This window comes from Limnohabitans sp. TEGF003, assembly GCF_055395455.1.
The window spans coordinates 327,334-345,645 of record NZ_AP029225.1; the positions used below are offsets into that span (position 1 = coordinate 327,334).

Annotated in this window: 17 protein-coding genes; 5 read left to right on the forward strand and 12 right to left on the reverse strand. The window is 55.4% G+C overall.

Annotation, left to right across the window (positions count from 1 at the left end; genetic code table 11):
- Positions 1-2 precede the first annotated feature (2 nt).
- Together prmA and ACZ5RT_RS01655 are read left to right on the forward strand one after the other, a co-directional pair.
- Positions 3-899 (forward strand): 50S ribosomal protein L11 methyltransferase, encoded by an 897-nt coding sequence (gene prmA / locus ACZ5RT_RS01650; RefSeq protein ID WP_291924231.1) that lies wholly within the window; start codon positions 3-5, stop codon positions 897-899.
- A 40-nt stretch (positions 900-939) separates the two neighbouring features.
- Positions 940-1,776 carry a DUF3426 domain-containing protein gene (locus ACZ5RT_RS01655; protein ID WP_464453307.1) on the forward strand — a complete coding sequence of 279 codons (837 nt, stop codon included), beginning with the start codon at positions 940-942 and terminating at the stop codon, positions 1,774-1,776.
- 110 nt (positions 1,777-1,886) lie between these two features.
- On the opposite strand, the gene ACZ5RT_RS01660 is transcribed toward ACZ5RT_RS01655, so the two are convergent.
- The 3 genes from ACZ5RT_RS01660 to ACZ5RT_RS01670 form a co-directional block, all read right to left on the reverse strand.
- Positions 1,887-2,399: a histone H1-like DNA-binding protein gene (locus ACZ5RT_RS01660; RefSeq protein ID WP_291924243.1), complete on the reverse strand. Its 513-nt coding sequence runs from the start codon at positions 2,397-2,399 to the stop codon at positions 1,887-1,889.
- Between the two features lie 192 nt (positions 2,400-2,591).
- A complete protein-coding gene (locus ACZ5RT_RS01665; protein WP_464453308.1) occupies positions 2,592-3,719 on the reverse strand; it encodes a ribonucleotide-diphosphate reductase subunit beta in 1,128 nt (375 codons plus the stop codon).
- Between the two features lie 141 nt (positions 3,720-3,860).
- Positions 3,861-6,740, reverse strand: a complete 2,880-nt coding sequence (locus tag ACZ5RT_RS01670) for a ribonucleoside-diphosphate reductase subunit alpha (RefSeq protein WP_464454172.1) — start codon at positions 6,738-6,740, stop codon at positions 3,861-3,863.
- Between the two features lie 40 nt (positions 6,741-6,780).
- Between ACZ5RT_RS01670 and ACZ5RT_RS01675 the strand changes: the two genes are divergently transcribed.
- Complete coding sequence (locus tag ACZ5RT_RS01675) at positions 6,781-7,086, forward strand: hypothetical protein (RefSeq protein ID WP_291927138.1); 306 nt, start codon at positions 6,781-6,783, stop codon at positions 7,084-7,086.
- Between the two features lie 120 nt (positions 7,087-7,206).
- On the opposite strand, the gene ampD is transcribed toward ACZ5RT_RS01675, so the two are convergent.
- The 3 genes from ampD to ACZ5RT_RS01690 are packed head-to-tail and all read right to left on the reverse strand — an operon-like array spanning position 7,207 to position 8,817.
- Entirely contained in the window at positions 7,207-7,794 is a 588-nt protein-coding gene (gene ampD / locus ACZ5RT_RS01680; protein WP_108427168.1) for a 1,6-anhydro-N-acetylmuramyl-L-alanine amidase AmpD, read from the reverse strand.
- 13 nt (positions 7,795-7,807) lie between these two features.
- On the reverse strand, positions 7,808-8,044 hold the full coding sequence (locus ACZ5RT_RS01685; protein WP_108427086.1) for a PP0621 family protein: 237 nt from the start codon (positions 8,042-8,044) through the stop codon (positions 7,808-7,810).
- The gene (locus ACZ5RT_RS01690) at positions 8,041-8,817 is read right to left on the reverse strand and encodes a cytochrome C assembly family protein (RefSeq protein WP_369907580.1); all 777 of its coding nucleotides are present in this window, start codon (positions 8,815-8,817) and stop codon (positions 8,041-8,043) included. The genes ACZ5RT_RS01685 and ACZ5RT_RS01690 overlap by 4 nt, the downstream gene beginning before the upstream one ends.
- A gap of 104 nt (positions 8,818-8,921) precedes the next feature.
- Here ACZ5RT_RS01690 and ffh point away from each other — a divergent pair, with 104 nt between their 5' ends.
- Complete coding sequence (ffh, locus tag ACZ5RT_RS01695; protein ID WP_291927148.1) at positions 8,922-10,307, forward strand: signal recognition particle protein; 1,386 nt, start codon at positions 8,922-8,924, stop codon at positions 10,305-10,307.
- Between the two features lie 20 nt (positions 10,308-10,327).
- Entirely contained in the window at positions 10,328-10,732 is a 405-nt protein-coding gene (locus ACZ5RT_RS01700) for a gamma-glutamylcyclotransferase family protein (protein ID WP_464453309.1), read from the forward strand.
- A 93-nt stretch (positions 10,733-10,825) separates the two neighbouring features.
- Here ACZ5RT_RS01700 and miaB read toward each other — a convergent pair whose 3' ends face one another.
- The 6 genes from miaB to ACZ5RT_RS01730 form a co-directional block, all read right to left on the reverse strand.
- Positions 10,826-12,163 (reverse strand): tRNA (N6-isopentenyl adenosine(37)-C2)-methylthiotransferase MiaB, encoded by a 1,338-nt coding sequence (miaB, locus tag ACZ5RT_RS01705; protein WP_464453310.1) that lies wholly within the window; start codon positions 12,161-12,163, stop codon positions 10,826-10,828.
- Between the two features lie 138 nt (positions 12,164-12,301).
- Positions 12,302-12,946, reverse strand: coding sequence for a hypothetical protein (locus tag ACZ5RT_RS01710; protein WP_464453311.1), 645 nt, complete (start codon positions 12,944-12,946; stop codon positions 12,302-12,304).
- Between the two features lie 8 nt (positions 12,947-12,954).
- On the reverse strand, positions 12,955-13,683 hold the full coding sequence (locus ACZ5RT_RS01715; RefSeq protein ID WP_464453312.1) for an RNA polymerase sigma factor: 729 nt from the start codon (positions 13,681-13,683) through the stop codon (positions 12,955-12,957).
- An 82-nt stretch (positions 13,684-13,765) separates the two neighbouring features.
- Positions 13,766-14,206 (reverse strand): hypothetical protein, encoded by a 441-nt coding sequence (locus tag ACZ5RT_RS01720; protein ID WP_464453313.1) that lies wholly within the window; start codon positions 14,204-14,206, stop codon positions 13,766-13,768.
- A gap of 7 nt (positions 14,207-14,213) precedes the next feature.
- Positions 14,214-17,510 carry a CHAT domain-containing protein gene (locus ACZ5RT_RS01725; RefSeq protein ID WP_464453314.1) on the reverse strand — a complete coding sequence of 1,099 codons (3,297 nt, stop codon included), beginning with the start codon at positions 17,508-17,510 and terminating at the stop codon, positions 14,214-14,216.
- A gap of 72 nt (positions 17,511-17,582) precedes the next feature.
- Entirely contained in the window at positions 17,583-18,305 is a 723-nt protein-coding gene (locus tag ACZ5RT_RS01730) for a hypothetical protein (RefSeq protein WP_464453315.1), read from the reverse strand.
- Between the last annotated feature and the right edge of the window lie 7 nt (positions 18,306-18,312).

The following is an 18,312-nucleotide window of genomic DNA, read 5'->3' on the forward strand; positions in this document are numbered from 1 at the left end:
GTATGTTTGAACTGAGCCTCTTGTGCCCGGAAGACCGGGTCGATGTCCTGAGCGATGCACTCGATGCGCTCGATGCCTTGAGTGTGTCGGTGGAGGATGCTGATGCCCAGACGCCTGCAGAGCAGGCCCTGTTTGGCGAACCCGGCATGCCACCACCCAAAGACGGCTGGCAGCGTTCGCGCATGGTGGCTTTGTTTGCGCAAGAGGCCCAAGCGCAAGAGGCGGTTCATCTGCTGTCTGCGCAAGACTTTTTTGAAGGCTGCCGCATTCTGGGCGTGCAGGCGGTGGCCGATCAGGACTGGGTCCGATTGACCCAATCGCAGTTTGCACCGGTGGAAGTCACCCCTGATTTCTGGATCGTGCCGACGTGGCACGAGCCGCCTGCACAGGCCAGGCAGATCATTCGGCTCGACCCCGGTTTGGCTTTCGGCACAGGCACCCACCCGACCACCCGCATGTGTTTGCGCTGGATCGCGCAGCACGGCGTGCAGGGTCAGCGCGTGCTCGATTACGGCTGCGGCTCCGGCATTTTGGCGATCGGTGCGGCCAAATACGGTGCATCCGAGATCGATGCGGTGGACATTGACGAAGCGGCCGTGACGTCCACGGTCCTGAACGCCGAAGCCAACGGCGTGAGCCTGGTGGCCGGTTTGCCTGACAAGGCCCAGGGCCGGTACCAGACGGTTTTGGCCAATATCCTGGCCACACCGCTCAAGGTATTGGCGCCGCTGTTGTGCTCTTATGTGGCGCCATCGGGTGCTTTGGTGCTGGCGGGCATTCTGGAGCGTCAGGCCGACGAGTTGAAGGCCGCTTACGCACCCTGGATTCAGCTGGAGGTGGCCGACAGCGAAGATGGCTGGATCCTCATGACGGCGACATCGCCTGCCATGGCGTCTTGATCTGAGCCGTGCCGATGCGGGCCATGATGACGGGCATTGCATGAGCTGGATCACCCGTTGCCCGGCCTGCAGCACGACCTACAAGGTGGTGCCCGATCAACTCAAAATCGCCCAAGGTTGGCTGCGCTGTGGCCAATGCCAGCAGGCGTTTGACAGCACAGGCCTGGTCGTCAACTGGCCTGATGCCCATCCTGATGCGCTGGATCTGGCTTTGCAGCCAGCCGGGCAGCGGGTGCGCATTGACGACTTCCTCAAACAGGAAGACCGATCGCCTTCGACGCCGGTCGTGACCGCGGTGGCCGCTTTTGAAGAGGCGCTCTCGACCTTCAAGCCGCAAGCGCTCTCGCCTCCGCAGGACAAGGCCCGACCTGACGCTGCGCAGGCGCTTGTTCAGTCCGATGCGCAAGTTGGTAAGCGCCCACCACGGTCCTGGCTGACGGGTGTGGCGGGTGTTCTTTTGTTGCTCGCGCTGGGACTGCAGTGGCTCTGGATCGAGCGGCATGTGCTGGTCAGCATGGATCCTGCGCTTGGACAGGGGCTGACTGCGGTGTGTCAAAGGGTGGGGTGCGAAATTTTGCCCTTGCAAATTCGCGATGGGGTGCTCATCGAGAGTTCCAGCCTGACACCACATGACGGTGGTTTTCAGCTCCGTTGGTCGGTGCGCAACGTCACGGCGCAGGCCTTGCAGATGCCCGCACTGGAGCTGACCTTGCTGGATGCGCAGGACAAAGCCCTGGTGCGACGGGTGTTGCAGGTCACTCAACAGGGGGCGCCCAGTTTTCTGACGCCTGGCCAAACCTGGGATGGGCAGTTGCATCTGGTGCCCGAAGCCGACCTCGTGCCAGCGGGGTACAGGTTGTTCAGTTTTTACCCCTGAGTCCGGCAGTCTGAGCGCGTTGGCTTGAATGGCTGCTGCGGCTCGGCCGTAAAAAAGCCCAACACTGTTGCCAGTATTGGGCTTTGCGCTACGAGCGTCTAACGTTCGAATCAGGGCTTGGCGGCCGAAGGAAACGGCCATGCAGCTTGAGGATTCAGCGTTGTCTGTGCAGCGGGGGCAGCGGGTGCTTTAGATGCCTTCTTTGCAGCAGGCTTTTTAGCAGCTTTCTTCACAGCAGGCTTTTTGGCCGCTGGCTTTTTGGCAGCAGTTTTCTTGGCGGCTGCTTTTTTAGCTGGAGCGGCTTTTTTGGCTGCTGGCTTTTTAGCGGCTGCTTTCTTAGGAGCGGCTTTTTTAGCTGGAGCGGCTTTTTTGGCTGCTGGCTTTTTGGCGGCTACTTTCTTAGGCGCTGCTTTTTTAGCTGGAGCGGCTTTTTTGGCTGCTGGCTTTTTAGCGGCTACTTTTTTAGCAGCTGGCTTTTTGGCTGCAACAGCTTTTTTGGCTGGAGCGGCTTTTTTAGCTGCTGGCTTTTTAGCGGCTACTTTTTTAGCTGCTGGTTTCTTGGCCGCGACGGCCTTCTTTGCGGGAGCAGCTTTTTTTGCTGCTGCTTTTTTTGCAGTTGCCATGATTTTCTCCTTGATCAAGTTGAGAACTCAACGGAAAGGGAACGCTTGGTGCTTGTTGGATTGCACAAAGCGATCCATGGCGCTGAGGAAACCCCCAACACCATGAACGCGGGAAAGCCACAGCACCCAACACCCGAAGGCGTTGCGAACTGTGGCTTGAAGAGGGGGGACATGGAGGGGGTGTTCAGAAGATCAGTCCCAGGACAAGGCCCCGCCGGATTGGTATTCAATGACCCGGGTTTCAAAGAAGTTGCGTTCTTTTTTCAGGTCGATCATCTCGCTCATCCAGGGGAAGGGGTTCTCTTCGTTGGGGAAGAGGGCCTCCAGACCGATCTGGGTGGCGCGGCGGTTGGCGATGTAACGCAAATAGCCTTTGAACATGGACGCGTTCATGCCCAGCACGCCGCGTGGCATGGTGTCTTCGGCGTAACGGTATTCCAGCTCGACCGCTTTGAGGAAGAGTTCCTTGATCTCGGCCTTGAATTCGGCTGTCCACAGCTGTGGGTTTTCAAGTTTAACGGTGTTGATCAGGTCAATGCCGAAGTTGCAGTGCATCGACTCGTCGCGCAGGATGTACTGGTACTGCTCGGCGGCACCGGTCATCTTGTTTTGACGACCCAAGGCCAGGATTTGCGTGAAGCCCACGTAGAAGAACAGGCCTTCCATCAGGCAGGCGAACACGATCAAGGACTTGAGCAGGGTCTGGTCGGTTTCGAGGGTGCCGGTCTTGAAGTGGGGATCCATGATCACGTTGATGAACGGGATCAGGAACTCGTCCTTGTCACGGATGGATTTGACTTCGTTGTAGGCGTTGAAGATTTCCGATTCGTCCAGGCCCAGCGACTCCACGATGTACTGGTAAGCGTGGGTGTGGATGGCCTCTTCAAAAGCCTGACGCAGCAGGAACTGGCGGCATTCGGGGGCTGTGATGTGGCGGTAAGTGCCCAGCGTGATGTTGTTGGCGGCCAGCGAATCGGCGGTCACGAAGAAGCCGAGGTTGCGCTTGACGATGCGGCGCTCGTCTTCGGTCAGACCGTTGGGGTCCTTCCACAAGGCGATGTCGCGGTTCATGTTCACTTCCTGCGGCATCCAGTGGTTGGCGCAGGTGGCCAGGTATTTTTCCCAAGCCCATTTGTATTTGAAAGGCACCAGCTGGTTGACGTCGGTCTGACCGTTGATGACGCGTTTGTCGGCCGCAGTCATGCGGCGAAGGCTGGGGGCTGGGGATGCAGCGGCAGACGCTGTGCCTGCATCAGCGCCGGGAAAAGAGGGCATCGCAGTTGGCGATGCAGGTTTGACTTGTTCGTCCCAGGACAACATAAAAAATTCCAGTTCTCAAATTATGAAAGCAAGCGCACGAAATTCAAAGAAGCGATTCACTTTTTCGATGTGCGTCACCGTGAAGTGTTGTTCAATTGCATCGCACTTGGCTTGTCACAGCAAAGTGCAATGCTTTTCAAATCACTGGCAAGCTTCGCAACCGGGATCGTCGATGGCGCAAAATTTGACATCGGTGGCAGGTGACGTGTTCATTTGCACTTGCGCGGCAGCTGCAGCGGCATCCACGGCGCTCATGCCCGAGCTGGGCGCACCCGAAGACACGGCGTTGTGCGAACCGGCTTTCACGGTGGATTTCTCGACCTGTGTGGCGCTCGATGTGCGCAGGTAGTAAGTGGTCTTCAGGCCACGCAACCAAGCCAGTTTGTAGGTGTCGTCCAGCTTCTTGCCCGATGCGCCCGCCATGTAGATGTTGAGTGATTGGGCTTGGTCGATCCATTTCTGGCGGCGTGCAGCAGCCTCGACCAGCCAGGTGGTTTCGACTTCAAAGGCGGTGGCGTACAGCGCCTTGATGTCTTGTGGCACGCGGTCGATCGGACGCAGTGAACCGTCGAAGTGCTTCAGGTCCATGACCATCACGTCATCCCACAGGCCCAGGCGCTTGAGGTCACGCACCAGATAGCCGTTGATCACGGTGAATTCACCCGAGAGGTTGGACTTGACCGACAGGTTGCCAAAGCAAGGCTCGATCGAGGCATCCACGCCAATGATGTTGGAGATCGTGGCGGTGGGGGCGATGGCGACGCAGTTGGAGTTGCGCATGCCGTCTTGTGCAATCTTCTGGCGCAGCGAGTCCCAATCCAGCGTGGACGAGCGGTCCACTTCGACATAACCACCACGCTCGCGCTCCAGCAGTTTCAGCGTGTCCAGAGGCAAGATGCCCTGGTCCCACAAGGAGCCCTTGTAAGTGGCGTACTGGCCACGCTCTTTGGCCAGCTCGGTCGAGGCCCAGTAAGCGTAATAGCAGATGGCCTCCATGGACTGGTCAGCGAACTCGACAGCGGCTTGAGATGCGTAGGGAATGCGCATTTCATACAGCGAGTCCTGGAAACCCATCAGACCCAGGCCGACAGGGCGGTGGCGCATGTTGGAATCACGGGCTTTCTTGACGGCGTAGTAGTTGATGTCGATCACGTTGTCCAGCATGCGCATGGCGATCGTGATGGTTTTCTTCAGTTTCTCGTGGTCAATGACTTTGCCGTTGGCGCTGTCCTTGAGGTGGCGCGACAGATTGACCGAGCCCAGGTTGCACACAGCGGTTTCGGTGTCGCTGGTGTTGAGGGTGATCTCTGTGCACAGGTTGGACGAATGCACCACGCCAACGTGTTGCTGGGGCGAGCGCACGTTGCAGGGGTCCTTGAAAGTGATCCAGGGGTGGCCGGTTTCGAACAGCATGGAGAGCATCTTGCGCCACAAGTCGGTCGCGGGGACGGTCTTGCTGGGCTTGATTTCGCCACGAGCGGCTTTTTGTTCGTAGGCCACGTAGGCTTTTTCGAAGGCCAGACCGAAGAGGTCGTGCAGATCAGGCACATCGGAAGGCGAGAACAGGGTCCAGTTGCCTTTTTCCATCACGCGGCGCATGAACAGGTCGGGGATCCAGTTGGCCGTGTTCATGTCGTGCGTACGGCGGCGGTCGTCGCCGGTGTTCTTGCGCAGTTCCAGGAACTCTTCAATGTCCAGGTGCCAGGTTTCCAGGTAGGTGCAGACCGCGCCCTTGCGCTTGCCGCCCTGGTTCACGGCCACAGCCGTGTCGTTGACCACTTTCAGGAAAGGCACCACGCCTTGCGATTCGCCGTTGGTGCCCTTGATGTGCGAGCCCATGGCCCGCACGCGGGTCCAGTCGTTGCCCAGACCGCCCGCAAACTTGGACAGCAAAGCGTTCTCTTTGATCGATTCGTAAATGCCGTCCAGGTCGTCGGGCACGGTGGTCAGGTAGCAGCTCGACAGCTGCGAGCGCAAAGTACCGCTGTTGAACAGGGTGGGCGTGGACGACATGAAGTCGAACGACGACAGGATTTCGTAGAACTCGATGGCGCGTGCTTCGCGGTTGATTTCGTTGAGCGACAGGCCCATCGCCACCCGCATGAAGAACGCCTGGGGCATTTCAATGCGGGTCTTGCGCACGTGCAGGAAGTAGCGGTCGTACAGGGTTTGCAAGCCCAGGTAATCGAACTGCAGGTCGCGCTCGGGTTTGAGGGCGGCGGCCAGTTGTTTCAGGTCGAACTGCAGCAGTTTTTCATCCAACAGGTCGTTGTCCACGCCTTTTTTGATGAATTGGGGGAAGTAGTTGATGTACTCCTCGGCCATTTGGTCCTGGGTCACTTCCTTGCCCAGGATTTCCTTGGCGATGGTGTGCATGAGCAAGCGGGCCGTGACGTAGGTGTAGTCCGGGTCTTTCTCAATCAGGGTGCGCGATGCGAGGATGGACGCCTTGTAAACCTCTTCCATGGGCACGCCGTCGTAGAGGTTGCGCATGGTCTCGGCCACGATGGGGTCGGGGCTCACGTCCTTGCCCAAACCTGCGCAGGCGTTGACCATCAGGGATTTGAGGTAATCCAGATCCAGGGCGACGCGTTGGCCGCCATCGATCACGTGCAGACGGGGTTCGGCAGGCGTGGGGGCCACTTGCTGGTGCTGTTGTGCACGCTCTTGGGTGCGACGCTCGCGGTACAACACGTAAGCGCGTGCCACTTCGTGGTTGCTGCTGCGCATCAGGCCCAACTCCACCTGGTCTTGCACATCTTCAATGTGGAAGGTGCCGCCGCCGGGGCGTGAGCGGACCAAAGCGCGAACCACGTTCTGGGTCAATTCTTCGACCACTTCGCGCACGCTGGCGGACGCTGCGCCCTGGGTGCCGTGAACGGCCAAAAACGCTTTCATCAGCGCCACAGCGATCTTGTTGGGCTCGAAGGGCACCACGGCACCATTGCGGCGAATGATCTGGTAATGGGCCAGTGCCTGCAAGCTCGGGACGCTGCTTTGCCCAGCTTCGGGCTGGCGCATCAGGGTGGGCGATGGGGAGGCGATGTTCAGGTCTGTTTGCATGGTCATTTCTTTGAATTTTGTGGGTCTTGGGGTACTGGGCAAGGCGTTTGAACAGGCGTCTTGTTTAATTGTGAGAATTTGTAAGGGACACTATATCTGGTGTCTGGCATCTGCACAAGCCACTACAGGTAGTGTACCGGTCTGTTTTGCCGGTCTGCTCGACAGGGGGCAAATAAATCCAGGTTTCAGCCTTGGAATCGTGGCCTTTCACTTGCTGAAAAAAGGCCCGGGAAGGCTTGGTTTTTGGGGTTTTCGGATGGCCGATTCAGGCCCGATGCGGCCTGCCGAGCATTTTTTGTTTTGAAGGCCTTGATTGGTGAGGCACGCATGATCGCGTTGGCCCTGCGATCTCGAAACATCGGTCACCTTGCTGCGCAAGCAAGGGCAGTGAAAATATTTTTGGCCCGTCAGGGATCGAGTCAGATCAGGGAAAAACCTGAGGCGGAAAATCCAACAGTTGTTTCAACCGTGGCCATTCAAAACCCGGTCCCGGGTCCAGTTTTCGGCCTGGTGCGATGTGTTCATGACCAGCCACATGCGCGATGGGGTAGTGATGCCGGATCTCCCGGCACAGATCGGCCAGTTGCTGGTACTGCGCGTCTTCGAAGGTGTCGCCTTCCAGGCCTTCCAGCTCAATGCCGATGGAGTCGTCGTTGCAGTTGGGCCGCCCCCTGTATTGGGACTGTCCGGCATGCCATGCGCGCTCATCGCAGCTCACAAACTGCCACAGTGAGCCATCACGGCGTATGTAAAAGTGCGATGAGACTTCCAGCCCTCGGATGCTTTGAAAGTAGGGGTGTGCGTCCCAATCGAGTTGGTTGGTGAACAAGCGCTGCACGGCATCGCCACCATATTGTCCGGGGGGCAGGCTGATGGAGTGGAGCACGATCAGGTCAATGCAGGCCCCTGCAGGGCGTGGTCCGAAGTTGGGCGAGACCAGCCGTTGCGCTTGTGGGTGCCAGCCTTGTTGCCAATGGGCAGGCGAGGTGTGGTCTGAAGCAGGCACCCGCATCAACGCCGTGACTTCAGCTGGGGTTGCGGTCTTGCGCTGCAGTCCGGTGCTCGGTGCTGCAGTAAAGCCCTTTTTGGCCGGAGACTGCTTCTTCCTGGGGCAAGTGGATGCCGCAATGGGCGCAGCTGACCATTTCAGAGGGGCTTTTCGCTTCAGACGCAGGGGGTGCTTGGGTTCGGCCTGCCGCCTTGGTGCGCTTGATCGCCCAGATGACCAACAAAACCACCAGCAACAAAAAGAGGTATTTCATCCCATGCGCCCCAGCAGGACTTCCATGACAAACCGTGAGCCCGCATACGACAGGAGCAACAAACCCGCGCCGATGTAAAGCACCCGCACAGCCCGGCGGCCTCGCCAGCCCCATTGGCTGCGGCCTGTCAGCAAGACGGCAAAGGTCAGCCAGGACAGCAAGGCGAAAATGGTTTTGTGGTCCCAGCGCCAGTGGCCTTGTCCTTGGCCATAAAGCGCATCACCAAACAACACGCCAGCGACCAAGGTGGCGGTCAACAAAACGAAGCCGGCCAGCACAAATCGGAAGGTGAGGCGTTCGAGCGTCAGCAGTGGCACACCACTGCTGGCGTCGTGGGCTTGCCGAATGTCGCGTTCGGCGCGGGTCATCATCCAGGCATGCACTACGGCGGCGCCAAACATGCCGTAAGCAGACAAACCCAAAGCCCAATGCAAGGGCAGCCAGGCCGAAGCTTGCGCTGACAGCGGAGTGCCCGGGAAAAACCAGGCCAGCACGACGGCGATGGTCCCCAGAATGCCCATGGCCCAGCGGGCCTTGAATTTGGGGAAAAACTGGCTCTCTAATATATAAGCGCTCACCACGAGCCAGGCGGTCACCGAAATCGCTGGTGCAAAGCCGAAGTGGACAGGGCCGACCAGCAAGCTCAACAGCGCCACGGCATGCGCGGCCCAGGCGAGCCAAAGCAAGCGACGCGCATGCGTGGGAGACAGGCGCTCACCCGCCAAGGCTGGCAGGCCATAGGCCAGCGCCGCCAGCACGGTGGCAGGCAGCATCCAAAATGGGGGACTCGCTAAAATCATGACACCGAGTTTAGCCTTTCAGGCGCTGCCACTGGGGTGGAGCCAACAGGCTGGACCGGAAATTTCTGGATATCCCCATGGCCTCCGCCCTGACCGACAAACTCTCACGCCTCGTCAAGACCCTCAGCGGGCAGGCCCGCATCACCGAATCGAACGTGGCCGACATGCTGCGCGAGGTGCGCATGGCCCTGCTCGAAGCCGATGTGGCTTTGCCGGTGGTGCGCGACTTCATCGCCCGTGTGAAGGAAAAAGCCCTGGGCCAGGAGGTCATGGGCTCACTCAAGCCTGGCCAGGCCTTGGTGGGTGTGGTCAACCGCGAGCTGGCCGCCACCATGGGCGAGGGTGTGTCGGACATCAATCTGGCGGCGCAGCCCCCTGCGGTGATTTTGATGGCCGGTTTGCAAGGTGCCGGTAAAACCACCACCACCGCCAAGCTGGCCAAGCACCTGATTGAAAAGCGCAAAAAGAAAGTGCTGACTGTCTCGGGCGACGTTTACCGGCCTGCGGCCATCGAACAGCTCAAGACCGTGACGGCGCAGGCCGGGGCCGAGTGGTTCCCCAGCACGCCCGACCAAAAGCCGATCGACATCGCCCGCGCCGCCATCGACTACGCCCGCAAGCACTTCTTTGACGTGCTGCTGGTCGACACCGCCGGTCGCCTGGCGATTGACGAAGCCCTGATGGCCGAGATCAAGGCGCTGCACGCTGAACTCAAGCCTGTGGAAACTCTGTTCGTGGTCGACGCCATGCAGGGTCAGGATGCGGCCAACACCGCCAAAGCGTTCAGTGACGCCCTGCCGCTCACGGGCATTGTGCTCACCAAACTGGATGGTGATTCACGCGGCGGTGCTGCTTTGTCGGTGCGCCAGATCACGGGTGTGCCGATCAAGTTTGCCGGTACGAGCGAGAAAATCGATGGCCTGGAAGTGTTTGACGCTGAGCGCCATGCAGGCCGGGTGCTGGGCATGGGCGACATTGTGGCGCTGGTCGAGCAGGTCACTGCCGGTGTGGACATGGAAGCCGCGCAAAAGCTGGCCGCCAAGGTCAAGAGCGGCGGTGGTTTTGACCTGAACGACTTTTTGGCCCAGATCCAGCAGATGAAACAAATGGGTGGTTTGTCGAGCCTGATGGACAAGTTGCCCAGCCAATTGACGGCCAAGGCCGGGTCCATGGACATGGACAAGGTCGAGAAAGACATCGGCCGCAAGCAGGGCATCATCCACAGCATGACGCCGCTGGAGCGGAAAAAGCCCGAGCTGATCAAGGCGACCCGCAAGCGCCGCATTGCAGCCGGTGCCGGTGTTCAGGTGCAGGACGTCAACCGCATGCTCAAGGAGTTTGAGCAGATGCAGGACATGATGAAAAAAATGTCCGGCGGCGGCATGATGAAGATGATGAAACGCATGGGCGCCATGAAAGGCATGATGGGCGGCGGCGGGGGCTTTCCCGGCATGCCGCGTTGACCCGCGTGAATGGCCAACCGATGCACCGACTTTTCATTTACGGCACGCTCATGCCCGGTCTTCGGCTTGAAGCTGAAATGCACGGGGCCCGTTTTGTGGGCCCTGCCCAAGTGCCTGGCCGCTTGGTCGATGTGGGGCGTTTTCCTGGCTTGCTGCTGGACTTGTCCACGGGTGATGGCCAGGTCACAGGTGAAATTTATGAAGTGGATGACGCTCACCTGGCCCGGCTGGATGTGGTGGAGGGCATGGTCCGCGGTGACCGCAGTGCATCTCAATACTGGCGCGAAACTGTGACCGTGCTCAGCGGCCCGCTGCAAGGCCAGCCTGTGCAGACCTATGTGTACAACCGCCCGGTGGATGCTTGCGCCCCCATCCCGCACGGCGACTACCGACGCTACATCCGCCAGGTCGGCCGCGAGTCTTGAGTCTCAGGGATTTTTGTAGGAGTGAGCCCCTGCTCGCGAATGTCTGCAGAGGCTCAACACACATTCGGCCGCAGGGGCAGCCTCCCACCAACTTCAGTCCTTGATCACCAACTCGCCGCGCAGCGAGTGCGACAGGCCTTGGGTGATGCGCACATTCGCCATCTGACCGATCAGGCGGTCCATGTTCGGGCCGCCGGGGAAGTTGACCACCCGGTTGCACTCGGTGCGGCCAGCCATCTCGGTCGCGTCCTTGCGTGAAGGGCGCTCGACCAGAATGCGCTGCACCGTGCCCACGCGGCTTTCGCCAATGCGCTGCACGTTCTCCTCGATGGTCGCTTGCAGGTGGTGCAGTCGGCGCAGCTTGACTTCGTGCGGGGTGTCGTCGTGCAGGTTGGCTGCAGGCGTGCCGGGGCGGGGGCTGAAGATGAAGCTGAAACTCGTGTCAAAACCCACATCGGTGATCAGCTTCATCATCTTGTTGAAGTCGTCCTCGGTCTCACCAGGGAAGCCCACGATGAAATCGCTGCTGAGCGACATGTCGGGCCGGATCGCCCGCAGCTTGCGGATCGTGCTCTTGTATTCCATGGCGGTGTAACCGCGCTTCATCGCCATCAAGATGCGGTCCGAACCGTGCTGCACCGGCAAGTGCAGGTGGCTCACCAGTTTGGGAATCTTCTCGTAAGCGTCGATCAGGCGCTGCGTGAACTCATTCGGGTGGCTGGTCACGTAGCGGATGCGCTCGATGCCTGGCATGTCGGCCACGTATTCGAGCAGCAGCGCAAAGTCAGCAATGTCTGAGGTGCCGCCCATCTTGCCCCGGTAAGCGTTCACGTTTTGGCCCAGCAGCGTGATCTCTTTCACGCCCTGCGCGGCCAAGCCCGCCACCTCGACCAACACATCGTCAAACGGCCGTGACACCTCTTCCCCCCGGGTGTAGGGCACCACGCAGTAGCTGCAGTATTTGCTGCAACCTTCCATGATCGACACAAAGGCGGTGGCGCCTTCCACCTTGGCGGGCGGCAGGTGGTCGAACTTTTCAATCTCGGGGAAGCTGATGTCGACTTGCGGGCGCTGCTTGCGCTCGCGCTCGGCCAGCATCTCGGGCAGGCGGTGCAGGGTCTGCGGGCCAAACACCACATCCACATAAGGCGCACGCTTGATGATCTCGGCACCTTCCTGGCTGGCCACGCAGCCACCCACGCCGATCAGCACGCCCTTGGCTTTGAGGTGCTGCACCCGGCCCAGATCGCTGAACACTTTCTCTTGTGCCTTCTCGCGCACCGAGCAGGTGTTGAACAAAATCAGATCGGCCTCGTCCACGTCCTGCGTGGGCTCATAGCCCTGGGCCGCGCCCAGCACATCGGCCATCTTGTCCGAGTCGTACTCGTTCATCTGGCAACCAAATGTTTTGATGAAGACCTTCTTGCTCATGCGGCCTCCAGGGAATCAACGGAGGTGATGAAGTCAAGGCAAAGCAAAGCATGCCCGCGAAGGGCCAGAGTGCAGCGGTTCATGGTGTAGATCCAGAGGCTGTTGAGGGGAAGCGCTGGGCGCGCTGGGGAGGAAGGATTATGGCTTCTTCTGCGGCGCTGTGATCGTCAAAGTCACGAATCCTTCGACCTCGGCGGGCTCAATTCTTTGAGTGTTGAGATATTCCAAGGCAACAGCGCTTGATTTGAACCTCAACTGAAATTGACCATCCGGACCGTTAATGACCTTTGTCTCTGCACCTACAGACCTCAATCCGGCCTGTAACTCTTCAGCGCGAGCCTTTGGATTTGAAACGATCAAGACAGTGCCTCCGCTACGGAACACATCATGCATGCGAGAGGCATCTTGTCCCTGTTGCAGGGTATTCATTTGCAGAGCAACGCCGATCACCAAGACCGCTGTAGCTGCTACACCCCATGCAAGGGTGTTGTGAGTGCTCATGACTCTTGCGGCCAATTGCCCCTTGGCGCGCCCCCATTGCATGACACCGCTCCAGGAACTCTGCTTTCCGGTCAAACCTTCTTGCCGCAAACGAAATAGCAATTGTTGATATTGAATCTCATCAACATGAGGCACCATTGCATCCAGCCTAGCTTTCCTCTTTTGCAAAGCATGCCGCAATGCACTGGCTTGAGTATTCGTAATCGGATCGGCTGACGCGTCTGGTCTGCCGGCCAATGAGTCTAGCCATTGCGCATCTTCTCTATCGATTTCTGATGTCATAACGGCCTTTAAGTAGGGAGAAGTTCATTGCAATGAGCAATGAATGGTTGGATCTTCTTTTTGCATTGCGACAAATATTCTTTCGTGGCTGCAACAGTCCGACCTATCAGCTGCCCGATTTCTTCTATGCTGCTTCCGTCCATCTGCATCATCAGGACATAAGAGCGCTCTGGCTCTTGTTTGCTGAAAGCATCAAGCCCTTCGGAGACGCACTGTTCAGCTGACCTCTCATCAACAAAAGCCTCAAAGCCGGGAGATGCTTCAGTTTTTTCGATATGCTGCCATTCGGCATCGCTCACGGAAGTCGTCAGCCGGCGTCGCTCATTGGTGACAGGTTTGCCTGCATATTGGAAAGTTGTGACCTGCAAACCATTACGCTCTTCTGTGCTGCCATTCATACGTATCTCGGCGACAGAGGATGCCTTGCTTTCGACCAGTTCATTTTCATAAGCTGACGGCTGCAAATTTGCCCCTTTTCGTTGGTGGTCAATCAGACAATTTCGAGCAACCTGCCACATCCAGGCTTTGGCAGTCCCACTGCCACCAAAGGATTCAGAATTACGGACAATTTTGACAAGCGTTTCCTGAAGCACATCCTTTGCATCCTCACCCGACACCCCTTGATGCACAAAAAAACGCAGCATGGGTTGAGCCATGGTTTGGTAGAGGGCTTTAACACCAGCGTCCAGGGCCTTTCCGCCTGCACGAATCAACGTGATGATTTCTTCTTCAGTCATTTTGATGCCAGAGCTTATTTCGTCCTGAATTATTCACCACAGCCCCTTTCATCACTTCATAGACGTGAGTTTAAGGAAAAGGTCAGGAGATCCTGACTTTTTTCAGGTTGGTACGTCTATGCCATTGAAGGTGATTAACTGAACAACGGCTGGCACTCGCCACCTTCCTATGCCAGCGAAGGAAAAGATCATGCATATCTCTTATACCCAGCACGCGGCGACTCGTTCCCAGCAAAGAGGCATCCCCCCGCTTGTCAGCACTTGGTTGCTGGACTACGGTGAAGAAATCTACGACGGTCATGGCGGTATTGTCCGCTGCTTCACGCCTTATAGCATTCGAGTGATGGAGCGAGAAATTGGCCGAGCTCCCCTCAAAAGAATGTCTGAATTCTTGCGGTGCTACTTGGTACAAAGCTCCAGCGATGGCGCTGTTATCACGGTTGGCAAGCGGCACCAGAAAAAGCACATCTGGCGTCATTGAAAACAGAGTTGTAAATTGAGGTTGGAATGTCGTGAACAGCATTTCGACCTCATTTCCAGTTGCCCATCAAGATGAACGGCGCCCAATAAAACGGGTGAGCGTATTTGGGTTGAGAAAGCAGTGAAATCTGCGCTTGCCGAAGAGCCTCAATTTTGGTCAGGCTTTTATCCTGACGCTGTTTGTACATGTCTGCCATCAGCGTAGCCGTACTTTGATCGGCTACTGGCCAAAGGGTGGCCAACACTGCCTTTGCGCCTTGTTGTTGAGCAATGACCCCAAAGCCCTCAATCTCACGGCCTTGTGCATCGCGCCCTCCACCCAGTCCCGTGTCACATGCGGACAAGGTCAGTAGGTCTACATTGTCGAATCTATAGTTCTGGGTCCGGATTTCCCCCAAGGTGAGTTGCTGCCCATCACCTAGCAGTAGAAATGAATTGATTTCAGTGCCAGGGCTGAACTGAAAATGACTGGCCACATGCAGTAGCTGGAATTTGCGTTGACTCACTTCCTTGAAGCGTGCTGCATTAAAGGCTTCATCCAGATAGACTTCACCCGGCAGCACACCTGTAGCACCTGTTTTGACAATGCTGCTCATTTCAGACTTGACCGCTGGCAGTGCAGAAAACGAGCCCACTGCTCGGGTCAAACCTAAGCCAGCAGCTTGCCATTGGGGTGTGACAGCGTCGCGCAGCTTGTTTTTAGTCACACTGGTGTACATGGGCATATTCCAGCGTTGCAACAGATGTTGCTTGCCGTCATGGAGAGCCGCAAACGGTAAGTAGCGCAAGGGGCCATCCAAAGACAGCATGATGTTTTTCGCGCCCGCTTGCTCGAAATCTTTTTCTACGGGAGCCAGCAGCAGTTGGTAGAGCGCTTGCGCAGCAGGCAGAGTGTTGACCTTAGGGTCGCGCAACATGCGGCGAAATTCATTTATTTGGCGGTTCAACTCTTTGGCCTTGATCGGAGTGGTTCGCGCCAGTTGGACGCCAGAGGTTGTGAGCAGCATCCCAACCTTCTCCTCGGTCACGTAGTATTGCAGCAGCACGGTGTCGTTGCCCAAACCCTTGAGCAGTGCTTGTGTCTCACGCAATGCTTGCTGACTGGTCTCAAGCACCTCTACCGCGCGGGCAGGCCCTTGTTTGGCAAATGAATCATGCAACTCGCTCAAGAAGGACTCAAACGCCTTGCGTGCCACGACCAAATCATTTTTCAGATTCTGTTGCCGTTGTTTTTGCTCACTCGTCAGCCCAAGCTTGGATTGTTTTTGCAGGGCCTGTTCTTCCGCACCGAGTGCGGCAAGCTGGTCTGCAATCTGCCGGTATCGGTTGACCCAAGCCTGTTCGGTCGTGTTGTACCCAATTCGGCTGTTGCGTGGATCTGCACTACTGCTGCGACCAACGAAATCAAACTGTTCGCTCTCTTTGAGCATGTCCAGAATCAATTGGGCTTCTGCCAGACGTCCTAGGTCCGTCAATACAGATGCAAGTTCCTTGTATACGGAGGAGACCAATTGACTGTAGCTGTCCAACTCTGTTGCCCCGATCTTTGAAACGAGCTTGCGCTGGTTTTGAAAAATATTTACAGCAATTTTAAAAAATGTGACGCCAATCTCTGGTTCTGAATTTTTTAAGTGAATGTAAGCTAGGTTGCTCAACGTTTTTCCAGTTATCTCATGGTTCTGACCATAAACTTTTACATAAATTTCGAGCGCATTATTTTGATATTCAATTGCACTTTCATATTGAGATAATTGAATATAAGTTTGAGCCAGATTGTTAAGTGCGGTTGCTGTGCTTGGATGCTCAGTGCCCAATGTCGTCTTACGAATATTTAACACACGCTTATGGAGCTCAAGTGCCTTTTCGTAATCTCCTAATGATGTATAGATCGTAGCTAGCGAGCTAAGACTTATCGATGTGTCCGGATTTTCTGGTCCAAGCAATTTTTGATCAATAGCCAAAGCACGTTCCGCTAGTGTCAACGCTAAGTCACTGCGATCAAGTTCAAGTAGTGTGCCAGCCAAGTTTCGTAAGCTAGTCGCCGTCTGAGGATGCATCTCTCCAAGCAATTTCTCGTTGACAGCCAAGGCACGCTCCTCCAATGGCAATGCTTTTTCAAATTGACCAAGCTTGGAGTATGTGGCAGCCAAATTACTCAAACTTCTGGCAGTGCTGGGATGTTGCTGGCCAAAATTTTTTTCGTTAATAGTGTGAGCGCGGAGCTGTAATGCTATTGCTTTGTCATATTGTCCTAGCGCAGAGTATGTTTCTGCTAGATTGCCTAAGCTAATAGCGGTATTTGGATGCTCCCGACCATATTTTTTTTCATCAGTAGCCAGTATGCGATGTTGTAGTGTTAGAGCGTGCTCGTATTGAGCAAGACTGCTATAGGTGCCAGCGAGATGCCCTAAAACTGTAATTGTATAGGGATGCTCTGGCCCGAAATTTTTCTCATAAATATCTGCGGCACGCTGTTGTAATTGCAGTGCCTTGGTATATTGAGAGAGGTTGGCGTATGTTGAAGCGAGTTGGCTCAGACTGTTTGCTATCCTTGGGTGCTCAAGGCCAAAGTTTTTCTCATAGATAGTCAGAACTTTTTCTTGTAAAAAAAGTGCCTCTGAATATTTTGCAAAACTGTTATAGATGGATGCCAGTCTACCCATGTTCATTGCAGTGCTTGGATGGTCGGAGCCGAGTTGCTTCTCGAGAATTACCAAGGAACGTATATATAACTGCAGTGCTTTTTCAGGCTGATCGATTTTATCATGCGTATCTGCGAGATTGATCAAACTTAATGCTGTGTAAAGTTCTATTGCGTTAGAGCGCTCGGAGTCTTGGATTTTTTCCAAAATCTCAAGTGCATGCTGCTGCAAAGGTAAGGCTTTTTCGTGCTGATTTAGATCACGGTGAACCTCTGCTAAATTATTCAAACTTTGCGCTGTATCTGGATGTGAGCCAATAAGTCGCACGAAACCCTTGGATGCTCTTTCCAGTAAGGGAAGTGCTTGTTCTAAATCAGAGTTCTGGCGGTATGTATCTCCCAAGTAAAAGGCAGCGGTTTCAGTGATGATGTGATCATTGCCAAATTGGCTACGGGCTTTTTCAAACAAAATTTTCCATGCTTTTTTGGACTCATTTAAGTTGCCACTTTTCCATGAATATTGTCCAGCAAGAAATGCTTTCTCGAATTTTGGATGCCTGTTAAGAGCGTCACGCAAAATCTTTGGATCTTCATTTTCAGCAGCATAGATACTTTGTGTGTAAAAGAGAAGGACCAAAACAGGCGCAAGCATCATCAACGCCAGCCATGCGTAGGTTCTGTGCTTTAAGGTTTTTGAATTAATCATAAAATAAATAATTTTTATTTAATGCTATTTTTACTTTTATCATAATATTTTATTTTATTTAATAAATAGAGATCAAAGATCATCAATTGATATTGATGTTCGTGTTCTGAATTCATAGTATTCGAAATTTGCGAAATATCTGGGAATATTGAAAAAATCAAATGTTTTTTTGGTTAACTGTTCTTTTGATTCTCTTGCTATGACGGCATCATTCAAGTAATTATTTGCGAAATTTAGGAGCCCCAAATTTTCCAAATGCAGTTTTACCTCGGCACAAGTTCTTGGCTCCGCCAGTACCAGTTTGAGCAACATCCAATATATGGCAGCAGCTTGCCTTTGGGCCGCCTTATCCTGACAGAGCTGGAGATCTTGTAGCAATAGATGTCTTAGCTGTTCATGCCAGTATTCCCGACGTTCGGGTCTTTTATTGAGTTCTTCCGGAATGATGAAAAGGTGCTCTAGCGCATTGTCCAAGTTCGTCATGGCTGCACGTGTAACCGAGTCCCAAGGGTGGTTTTCTGGTTCAGCCAATCGCGGTACCTTATTGATTAACAGTCTTCGTGCATGTAGCACCTCGTGAACAACTCCACCATCGGGGAAATAGCCTGTTGTTGGTGCGCAAATAGTGATGCTGTTTGGAGTCACGTCGCAGCATAGCGTTCCTTTGCGGTCATGACCACGCTCGTTTCGTTTTGGGTCCTCAATCACGGCAATTTTGATCTTTGTTGTGCATTCAGTGGATAAAACGAAATCACGTACGTCTGGGCTGAGTTTTTCAAGATACTTCTGGTCCATGTAGCTG

What these genes read in the sequence shown, in the direction of transcription:
- prmA (WP_291924231.1), top strand. Translation starts at nt 3, where the DNA reads ATGTTTGAACTGAGCCTCTTGTGCCCGGAAGACCGGGTCGATGTCCTG.
- ACZ5RT_RS01670 (WP_464454172.1), bottom strand. Translation starts at nt 6,740, where the DNA reads ATGCGCCAGCCCGAAGCTGGGCAAAGCAGCGTCCCGAGCTTGCAGGCA.
- ACZ5RT_RS01685 (WP_108427086.1), bottom strand. Translation starts at nt 8,044, where the DNA reads ATGAAATACCTCTTTTTGTTGCTGGTGGTTTTGTTGGTCATCTGGGCG.
- ACZ5RT_RS01715 (WP_464453312.1), bottom strand. Translation starts at nt 13,683, where the DNA reads ATGACTGAAGAAGAAATCATCACGTTGATTCGTGCAGGCGGAAAGGCC.
- ACZ5RT_RS01725 (WP_464453314.1), bottom strand. Translation starts at nt 17,510, where the DNA reads ATGATTAATTCAAAAACCTTAAAGCACAGAACCTACGCATGGCTGGCG.
- ACZ5RT_RS01690 (WP_369907580.1), bottom strand. Translation starts at nt 8,817, where the DNA reads ATGCTGCCTGCCACCGTGCTGGCGGCGCTGGCCTATGGCCTGCCAGCC.
- ACZ5RT_RS01665 (WP_464453308.1), bottom strand. Translation starts at nt 3,719, where the DNA reads ATGTTGTCCTGGGACGAACAAGTCAAACCTGCATCGCCAACTGCGATG.
- ACZ5RT_RS01710 (WP_464453311.1), bottom strand. Translation starts at nt 12,946, where the DNA reads ATGACATCAGAAATCGATAGAGAAGATGCGCAATGGCTAGACTCATTG.
- ACZ5RT_RS01675 (WP_291927138.1), top strand. Translation starts at nt 6,781, where the DNA reads ATGGTCATTTCTTTGAATTTTGTGGGTCTTGGGGTACTGGGCAAGGCG.
- ACZ5RT_RS01730 (WP_464453315.1), bottom strand. Translation starts at nt 18,305, where the DNA reads ATGGACCAGAAGTATCTTGAAAAACTCAGCCCAGACGTACGTGATTTC.
- ampD (WP_108427168.1), bottom strand. Translation starts at nt 7,794, where the DNA reads ATGCGGGTGCCTGCTTCAGACCACACCTCGCCTGCCCATTGGCAACAA.
- ACZ5RT_RS01700 (WP_464453309.1), top strand. Translation starts at nt 10,328, where the DNA reads ATGCACCGACTTTTCATTTACGGCACGCTCATGCCCGGTCTTCGGCTT.
- miaB (WP_464453310.1), bottom strand. Translation starts at nt 12,163, where the DNA reads ATGAGCAAGAAGGTCTTCATCAAAACATTTGGTTGCCAGATGAACGAG.
- ACZ5RT_RS01660 (WP_291924243.1), bottom strand. Translation starts at nt 2,399, where the DNA reads ATGGCAACTGCAAAAAAAGCAGCAGCAAAAAAAGCTGCTCCCGCAAAG.
- ACZ5RT_RS01720 (WP_464453313.1), bottom strand. Translation starts at nt 14,206, where the DNA reads ATGCTGTTCACGACATTCCAACCTCAATTTACAACTCTGTTTTCAATG.
- ACZ5RT_RS01655 (WP_464453307.1), top strand. Translation starts at nt 940, where the DNA reads ATGAGCTGGATCACCCGTTGCCCGGCCTGCAGCACGACCTACAAGGTG.
- ffh (WP_291927148.1), top strand. Translation starts at nt 8,922, where the DNA reads ATGGCCTCCGCCCTGACCGACAAACTCTCACGCCTCGTCAAGACCCTC.